The sequence below is a fragment of the Streptomyces sp. ICN903 genome, assembly GCF_022015835.1.
GTDB classification, from domain to species: Bacteria; Actinomycetota; Actinomycetes; order Streptomycetales; family Streptomycetaceae; genus Streptomyces; species Streptomyces fenghuangensis.
This window is the reverse complement of the sequence record NZ_JAKMAY010000287.1, coordinates 1-7,306: the sequence shown is the minus strand read 5'-3', so window position 1 is coordinate 7,306 and position 7,306 is coordinate 1. Positions and strand designations below refer to the sequence as shown.

Genomic DNA, 7,306 nt, shown 5'->3' with positions numbered 1-7,306 from the left:
CCCACCCCGTCCCCCAACCGCCGCGCGATCAGGAGCAGATCATGCTGTCACGTCTCCGCAGGGCCGCGGAGTCGGCGTGTGCCAGGCCGCTCGCCACCGCCGAGCGGCTCTCCGCCGCCACGCACCTGCTGTCCAGCCTCGAGTACATGGTGCGCAAGGCCGACCGGGAACCGGGCGGCCTGAACGACTGGACCCACACCAGGGCCCAGGTGCCGGCGAAGACGAAGGCGATGCAGAAGGTCAGGGACTTCGTCGCCCGCGAGCCGGTCACCCAGGCCCTCCACGGCTCCCGCGCCCTGGCGGCGGCGGTGCTCATCTCGCCGGTGCGGAACAACAGGGTGCGGATGCTCGCCAACGCCTATCTGGCCGGCAGCCAGCTGCTGATCTACCCCCGCCACCTGTTCGGCACCGACGGCTCCGACCAGGTCTCGTTCCTGGTGCAGACGGCCGCCGCGCTGGGCCGGGCGGGCGGCACCGACGCCACCCGCAACGCCGCGGTGCAGTTCATCGGCGCCCAGACCGTGCTGTCCTACGGCGCCTCCGGATGGGCCAAGCTGCCCGGCGACGCCTGGCGTTCGGGCGACGCGCTGGTGAAGATCATGCGCACCCAGACCTACGGCGACGAGTGGTTCTTCAAGCAGCTCGACAGGTATCCGGCCGCCTCCCGGGCGATCTGCCACGCCGTGCTCGCCCTGGAGTGCGGCTTCCCGCTGCTGCTGCTGAGGAAGGGCCGGTACATCGACGCCGGGCTGCTGGTGATGGGCGCCTTCCACCTGGCCAACGCCCGCTTCATGGGCCTGTCCCGGTTCGCGTGGGCGTTCGCCTCCACCTATCCGTCCGTGCGGGCGCTGGCCCGGGGCACCGGGGAGGCGTCGTGACGGGGACGGCCTTCACCCGGCTGACCGCGGCCGGACTGGCGGCGTGCCTGGCCGCCGGACTCGCCCACCAGAACTACGCCACCGTCATGTCGCGCACCGGACACCGCGGTTTCGAGCGGCGCCGGGTGCGCTGCGGCACCGGCAACATCGTCGACTACCACGTGCGGCGCGGGCGCGAGGGCGGCCCGGCCGTGGTGTGCGAGGCCGGTCTGATGAGCACCTCCGCCGCGTGGCTGCTGGTCGCCGACCACCTCGGCCCCGATGTGACGGTGCTGCTGTACGACCGGGCCGGGTACCGCGGTTCGCTGCGGCGCTGCCCGGAGGACTACTCGCTGAGCGAGTCGGTGAGCGATCTGACGGAGGTCCTCGCGGACGCGGCCGACGCCCGTCTGCTCGGCGGCGGGCCGTGCGTGCTGGCCGGCCACTCCCTGGGCGGCTACCTCGTCCACCGCGCCGCCGCGGCGGCGCCCGGGCGGGTGCACGGGCTGGTCCTGGTGGATCCCACCCACCCGCGCGAGCTGCTGCACTCCCGCCGCCAGCGCGAGGGCTCCCGGGGCGTGAACCTGACGATGAAGCTGGGCCCGTGGTCGGCCGTCTTCGGCGCCGGTCTGCTCATCGACAAGAAGGGCCTGTTCTCCTTCGCCGAGGGCAGCCCGTACCACCGCAAGCTGCGGCTGGAGGGCTCCGCCCCCTCCACCTGGCGCTCGGCGCGGCGCGAGTGGGACTACTCCTACGCGTTCATGCTCGACGGCGGCCGGCCCCTGGACCGGCTGGACGTGCCGGTCTCGGTCGTGGCGGCCGAGGGGACGGTGCGGGACACCCCCGAGCACCGGGAGCTGTACGAGGAGTACCTCGCCTCCGGCGCCGGCGGCCGCATCACCACCGTGCCCGGCTCCAACCACCTGTCGGTCCTCGGCGGCCCCGCGTGCGCGCCGCACACCGCTCAGGCGATCGGACAGGTCCTGGCGGAAGCCGCGGCCCGGCCCGCCCACGAGGCGGGCGAGGCGTGCGAGACGGGCGGGAAGTCCGAGAGCGAGGAGGCGGCGTGAAGGCGTCAGCGGTACTGGAGCGCGCGATCCCGGCGGTCCTCGCCGGCTGGTTCGTGGCGTCGGTGCTCAGCCAGCACCCCGACCGCAGCTACGACAAGCTGCGGAGCATGGACAAGACCGGCACCGGGATCCTCATCCCCAACTGGCGCTTCTTCGCGCCCAATCCGGCCGTCGAGGACCAGCACTTCCTGTACCGGCTGGCCAGCGAGGACAGAAGCGAGCACACCGAGTGGCGCGAGGTGTACTCCATCACGCCCCGGAAGATGGCCCACGCCTTCTGGTTCCCCGGCCGCCGCATGGAGAAGGCCGTCTTCGACGTGGCCTCCACCCTGGTGCACAACCCCGGCGCGATGACGCCGCTGCACCAGGAGGCCAAGAAGGCCGCCTACCGGCTGGTCGGCGACTTCGTCCGCAGGCGCATCAAGCCCGAGCCCGGCTATCCGCTGTTCCAGGTGATGCTGGTGCGCTACTCCGGCTACGACCACAGCGAGGACCCCAAGTACGACATGGTCTTCGACTACGAGAGGGTGACCTTGTGACCCAGGACGTCCGCGATATCCGTGATGTCCACGGCGGAGACAGTGTCCGTGACGGAGGCGACGTGCAGTACGGCACGGCCGTGGCGTCCGTGTACGACTCGCTGATCGCGCCCGCCATGCCCGCCGAGGTCGCCGTCGAGCGCCTGCGCCCGTACGTGGACGGCGCGCGGGTGCTGGAGGTCGGGGTGGGCACCGGCCGGGTGGCCGTGCCCGTCGCCGCCCTCGCCCGCGAGGTGGTCGGCGTGGACAACTCCCGCCCGATGCTGGACGGGTTCCGCGCCAAGGGCGTCCCGGCCAACGTGTCGCTGGTGGAGGCCGACTTCCGCCGGCCGCTGCCGCTTCAGGGCCGGTTCGGCGCCGCGTACTCCACCATGGGCTCCCTGGCCTGCGTCCGCTCCCGCGAGGAGCTGACCGCCGCGTTCGCCCATGTGCGCGAGGTGCTGGAGCCCGGCGCGACGCTGTCGCTGGAGTACTACTCCACGGCCGTCTACCGGCCCCTGGTGGAACTGGGCACCGTCACCGTGCCCATGCCGCACCACGGCGGCACCACCACCTTCACCACCACCGTCGACGACGCGGACGTGCTGACCATGGGCACCCTCGTGGAGAAGGACGGCGAGCCGCCGGTGGAGTTCTCCGAGCAGGTGCTGCTGATCGAGCGCGAGGAGGTTCAGGCCTGCCTGGCCCGTGCCGGGTTCGCCGTCCAGGAGGTGGTTCCGGCCGAGGAACTGCTGCCCTACGACTGGTACACCGCCCGCGGTGTCGCCTGAGAGGAGGTCCACGGCAGTGCTGACAGCGAGCCGTGCGGCGTGGTTCGGCGCCGCTTTCGTCTTCGCCCTGCCCGCCATGCTGGCCATGTTCGGCGGCAGCGGGCTGACCCACGGCACGGTGTGGCTCCAGAGCGCCCTGTTCGCCGTGAGCATCGCCGCGGCGGTCGCGGTCGTCTTCGGCAGGGGGCGGTCGTGAACATATCCGCCATCGTCCGCCGCCATCGTCCGCTGCTCGGCGTCGGCGTGTTCCTGGGCCTGCTGGGCACGGCCGCGACCCTGCTGCAGCCGCTGCTGATCGGCGATCTGATCGAGGCGGTGGTGCTGGACGAGCCGACGGCCCGTCCGATCGCGCTGATCGCCGCGCTGTTCGCCGCCGACGCGCTGCTGGCCGCCACGCACTTCTATCTGATCGGCCGCGCGGGGGAGAACATCGTCCTGGACATGCGCACCACCCTCACCGGGCGGCTGCTGCACTCCCGGATCGCGGAGTTCGGCAGGCTGGAGCACGGTGACGTGTTCACCCGCACCGTCGCCGACACCTCCATCGCCCGGGTGGCGCTGTCCTCCTCCGTCGCGCAGATGATCACCGCCGGGTTCACCACCGTCGGCTGCATCGCCGTGATGGCCTGGATCGACTGGCGGATGCTGCTGGTCACCGCCGGCTGCCTGGGCGCCGCCTCGGCCGTCGCCCTGGGTCTGGCCCGCGCGGTGCGCCGGGTGGCGGTGGTCAACCGGGAGGACACCAGCGCCTACGGCTCCGGGCTGCTGCGCGCCCTGGGCGCGCTGACCACCGTCAAGGCCTCCCGCGCCGAGGAGCGCGAGGCCGAGCGGCTGCGGGAGCTGGCCGACGCCGCGCGCGGCAGCGGCATCCACGTCACCCGGCTGTCGGCGATGCTGATGCCCGCCATGAACGTGGGCACCCAGGTGTCGCTGGCCGTGGTGATCGCCTGGGGCATGGCCCGTACCGCCACCGGGGAGCTGCCGGTGGAGGACCTGACCGCGTTCATCATGTACCTGTTCTATCTGGTGTCCCCGCTGGTGATGCTGTTCATGGCGCTCGGGGAGTTCCAGCAGGGGCGGGCCGCGATCGACCGGGTCAAGGAGCTGGCCGCCATCGGCCAGGAGACCGGGGGCGAGGAGGGCGGCGGGTCGCGCGGCGAGGACGGCACCCCCTCCCCCGCGCCCGAGTCCGGCGCCCGCGGCGAGGTCCCCGCGGTCGAGTTCGAGGACGTCGCCTTCGCCTACCCCGGCGCCCCGGCGCCCGCCGTGGAGGGGATCTCGTTCTCCCTGCCCCCCACCGGGGTCACCGCGGTCGTCGGCCCGTCCGGCGCGGGGAAGACCACCCTGTTCCAGCTCATCGAGCGCTTCCACGCCCCCGACCGGGGCACCGTCCGCGTCGCGGGCTCGGACGCCGCCGCCCTGCCACTGGACGAACTGCGCTCCCGCATCGGCCTGGTGGAGCAGGAGGCACCGCTGATGCGCGGCACCGTGCGGGAGAACCTGGTCTACGCCCGCCCCGACGCCACCGACGAGGAGATCGCCGAGGCCGTGGAGGCCGCCCACCTCACCGACGTCGTCCAGGCCCTGCCCGACGGCCTGGACACCGAACTCGGCGAGGGGGGCGCCGGCCTGTCCGGCGGCCAGCGGCAGCGCCTGGCCATCGCCCGCGCGCTGCTGGCCCGGCCCGACGTACTGCTGCTGGACGAGGCCACCTCCAACCTCGACTCCGACTCCGAGTCGGCGCTGCGGGCCGCCATCACCGGCGTCGGCGCCCGCTGCCAGGTGCTGACCATCGCCCACCGCATCTCCACCGTCGTCGACGCCGACCGCATCCTGGTGCTGGAGGGCGGGCGGCTGCGCGCCCGCGGCACCCACGCCGAGCTGATGGAGAGCGACGAGACCTACCGGCGGCTGGCCGGCCGGCAGCTCGCCCCGGCGGGGGCCGGACAGTGACCGACCCCCTGGGCGGCGCGGCCCCCGACACGGCGATCGTGGGCACCGGCCCCAACGGGCTGGCCGCCGCGGTGACACTGGCCCGCGCCGGGCTGCGGGTGGTGCTGTACGAGAAGGAGGAGACGATCGGCGGCGGCCTGCGCACCGAGCCGCTGTTCGACTCCGGCGTGGCGCACGACGTCTGCTCGGCCGTCCACCCGATGGCCGCCGCCTCCGCGTTCTTCCGCCGCTTCGACCTGCCCGCCCGGGGGGTGCGGCTGCTCCAGCCCGGCATCCCCTACGCCCACCCGCTGCCCCGCGGGCGGGCGGCTGCGGCCTGGCGCAGCCTGGAGACCACCGCCGAGCGCCTGGGCGTGGACGGGCCCCGCTGGACGAGGCTGATGGCGCCGCTGGCCGACCGCAGCCGGGGCGTGGTGGACCTGCTGCTGTCCGGGCAGCGCTCCCTGCCCCCGGACCCGGTCGCCGCGCTGCGGCTGGCCCCCCGGGTGCTGGCCCACTCCACCGCGCGCGGCGGCCGGTTCGCCACCGAGGAGGCCGAGGCGCTGCTGGCCGGGGTCGCCGCCCACGCGGTGGGACGGCTGCCCTCCCCGGCCTCGGCCGCGGTGGCGATGCTGCTGGGCCACACCGCGCACAGCACCGGCTGGCCGCTGCCCGAGGGCGGCAGCGCCCGCATCGCCGAGGCCATGGCCGCCGACATCACCGCGCACGGCGGCGTCTTCCGCACCGGCCACCGCGTGCGCGACCTGGCCGAACTGGGCGATGTGCCCCTGGTCCTGCTGGATGTCGGCCCACGGGAGTTCCTGGCCCTGGCCGGCCACCGGCTGCCCGCCCGCTACCGGCGCGCCCTGGAGCGCTTCCGCTACGGGCCCGGCGCGGCCAAGGCCGACTTCCTGGTCTCCGCCCCGATCCCCTGGCGCAACCCGCTGGTGGGCCGGGCCGGCACCGTCCACCTCGGCGGCACCCGCGACGACATCGTCCGGCAGGAGAACGCCACCGCCGCCGGACGCCCCACCGGGGAGCCGTTCGTGCTGGTGGTGGACCCGGCCGTCACCGACCCCTCGCGCGCGTCGGACGGGCGGCGGCCGGTGTGGGCCTACGCCCACGTGCCCAACGGCGACCGGCGCGACCCGGTGGAGCTGGTGCGCCGCCGCATCGAGGAGTACGCGCCCGGCTTCACCGACACGATCGTCGCCTCCCGCGGCATCGCGGCCGCCGACTACGAGAGGTACAACCCCAACTACACCGGCGGCGACATCGGCGCCGGCGCCATGACCCTGCGCCAGTCCGTCGCCCGCCCCACCGTGCGCTGGAACCCGTACGCCACCCCGCTGCGCGGGGTGTACCTGTGCTCGGCCGCCACCCCGCCGGGGCCGTCCGTGCACGGCATGTGCGGCCATCTCGCCGCGCTGGCCGCGCTCCGCCGCCATCACGGCCTGCGCACCCCGCCCGACCTGTCCCCCACCACTGCGAGGAGCCGATCCGATGCGTAGACGCACCCGGGCCGCGATCGCGGCCGCCGCCGCCCTGCTCGCCACCGGCGCCCTGCCCGGCGCGGCCGGCGCCGCCACGACCACGGCGGCGGGCACCACCACGAACACCACCGCGGACACCACCGCGGACACCGCCACCACCACCGGCGCCACGGCCGCGTCCGCCCGCGTCCCCTGGTCGGTGCGGCACGGCTCGGCGTCCGCCTCCGGCGAGCGGTGGGTCGAGACGAGCGTCGCCGGGATCTTCCACACCCTGGTGATCCGGGGCGAGCTGACCGGCTCCGGCGAGGGCTGCCACTCGCTGTGGATCCGCTACACCTACGACCTGGCCCCGTCCCCGCCCCGCAAGTACGCCGAGGTGTGCGGCTCCGGCACCGCCCCCGTCGCCCTGCGGCCGTCACCGAAGGAAGAGAAAGAAGGAGAGAGATGAACGGCATCGACCGCGCCGAGCTGGACGAGACCATCGCCAAGACCTTCAAGGAGGTCCGCACCGCGATCGACACCCACAGCGAGAAGAGCCTGCAGATGTACAGCAACGCCCTGCGCGCGCTGGTGGAGCTGAGGCAGCAGGTGGTGTCGGAGGAGCGCGCCGCCGGCTGACCCCCGTCACCCGACGCCGCCCCGCCG

Annotated in this window: 8 protein-coding genes and 1 pseudogene; all 9 read left to right on the top strand. The window is 74.3% G+C overall.

The annotated features are described in order from the left end of the window. Positions 1-878, top strand: a pseudogene (locus L7D48_RS23430) (thioesterase); the annotation flags it as partial. Continuing rightward, positions 875-1,927 (top strand): alpha/beta fold hydrolase, encoded by a 1,053-nt coding sequence (locus L7D48_RS23425; protein ID WP_237882179.1) that lies wholly within the window; start codon positions 875-877, stop codon positions 1,925-1,927. The pseudogene L7D48_RS23430 and the gene L7D48_RS23425, both read left to right, overlap by 4 nt. Beyond that, positions 1,924-2,466, top strand: coding sequence for a hypothetical protein (locus tag L7D48_RS23420; RefSeq protein ID WP_237882177.1), 543 nt, complete (start codon positions 1,924-1,926; stop codon positions 2,464-2,466). The genes L7D48_RS23425 and L7D48_RS23420 overlap by 4 nt, the downstream gene beginning before the upstream one ends. Positions 2,467-2,528: 62 nt before the next feature. Next, the gene (locus L7D48_RS23415; protein ID WP_237882175.1) at positions 2,529-3,236 is read left to right on the top strand and encodes a class I SAM-dependent methyltransferase; all 708 of its coding nucleotides are present in this window, start codon (positions 2,529-2,531) and stop codon (positions 3,234-3,236) included. 16 nt (positions 3,237-3,252) lie between these two features. Continuing rightward, entirely contained in the window at positions 3,253-3,432 is a 180-nt protein-coding gene (locus tag L7D48_RS23410) for a hypothetical protein (RefSeq protein WP_237882173.1), read from the top strand. Continuing rightward, positions 3,429-5,189 (top strand): ABC transporter ATP-binding protein, encoded by a 1,761-nt coding sequence (locus L7D48_RS23405; RefSeq protein WP_237882171.1) that lies wholly within the window; start codon positions 3,429-3,431, stop codon positions 5,187-5,189. Before L7D48_RS23410 ends, L7D48_RS23405 begins: the two co-directional genes overlap by 4 nt. Next, positions 5,186-6,679 (top strand): NAD(P)/FAD-dependent oxidoreductase, encoded by a 1,494-nt coding sequence (locus L7D48_RS23400; RefSeq protein ID WP_237882169.1) that lies wholly within the window; start codon positions 5,186-5,188, stop codon positions 6,677-6,679. The genes L7D48_RS23405 and L7D48_RS23400 overlap by 4 nt, the downstream gene beginning before the upstream one ends. Further along, positions 6,672-7,109 carry a hypothetical protein gene (locus L7D48_RS23395; RefSeq protein WP_237882167.1) on the top strand — a complete coding sequence of 146 codons (438 nt, stop codon included), beginning with the start codon at positions 6,672-6,674 and terminating at the stop codon, positions 7,107-7,109. The genes L7D48_RS23400 and L7D48_RS23395 overlap by 8 nt, the downstream gene beginning before the upstream one ends. Further along, positions 7,106-7,279 (top strand): hypothetical protein, encoded by a 174-nt coding sequence (locus tag L7D48_RS23390; protein ID WP_237882165.1) that lies wholly within the window; start codon positions 7,106-7,108, stop codon positions 7,277-7,279. Before L7D48_RS23395 ends, L7D48_RS23390 begins: the two co-directional genes overlap by 4 nt. Positions 7,280-7,306: the final 27 nt, after the last annotated feature.

Coding starts and splice junctions, on each gene's coding strand:
- L7D48_RS23390 (WP_237882165.1), top strand. CDS start 7,106: ATGAACGGCATCGACCGCGCCGAGCTGGACGAGACCATCGCCAAGACC.
- L7D48_RS23395 (WP_237882167.1), top strand. CDS start 6,672: ATGCGTAGACGCACCCGGGCCGCGATCGCGGCCGCCGCCGCCCTGCTC.